This window comes from uncultured Dokdonia sp., assembly GCF_947492815.1.
Classification (GTDB): domain Bacteria; phylum Bacteroidota; class Bacteroidia; order Flavobacteriales; family Flavobacteriaceae; genus Dokdonia.
In genome coordinates this window covers 1-630 of the sequence record NZ_CANLOB010000087.1, presented here as the reverse complement: position 1 = coordinate 630, position 630 = coordinate 1, and the positions used below count along the sequence as shown (strand labels likewise).

General features: G+C 40.6%; 1 pseudogene. It reads left to right on the top strand.

Features of this window, described 5'->3' with window-relative positions:
* A pseudogene (locus Q1A01_RS23630) lies at positions 1–630 on the top strand (hypothetical protein); the annotation flags it as partial.

The following is a 630-nucleotide window of genomic DNA, read 5'->3' as shown; positions in this document are numbered from 1 at the left end:
ACTCCAGATGCTTATCCAAGTGGTTCTACGACAATTTATGTACGTGCTACCGATACCGATCCAGCTACCAGTACCGTATGTTTTGATGTGATTGAATTAGAATTGGTTGTTAATCCTATACCTGCCATTGCACTTCCATTACCAGATCTTACCTTATGTGATGACGGTACAGGTCAAGCAATATTTGATCTTACAGAAAATGAGCCAAGTATTATTGGAACCTTAGATCCGACCCTTTACACCTTAAGCTACCATGAATCTAATATGGATGCGATAGATGATGTAGCTCCTATAGGTTCTCCAGATACATATTTAGTAACTGTTCCTACCACTACAGTGTGGGTTCGATTAGAAGATAATGTAACCGAATGTGCATCTGTAGCTTCGTTTGAATTAGTGATTGCACCAATTCCTACCTTTACTGCACCTCCAGCGACGCTAGAGGCATGTGATATAGAAACTGGTGCAGGAACAGATGATGATGGTATTACAATCTTTGATTTAACGGTATTGGATGCTGGTATTACAGCTGGGGATGCTACCTTGGTAGTTACTTACTATGTAACACAAGCAGATTTAGATGCTGACAACCCCATAACAGATCCAAGTGCCTACATAAACACGACACCA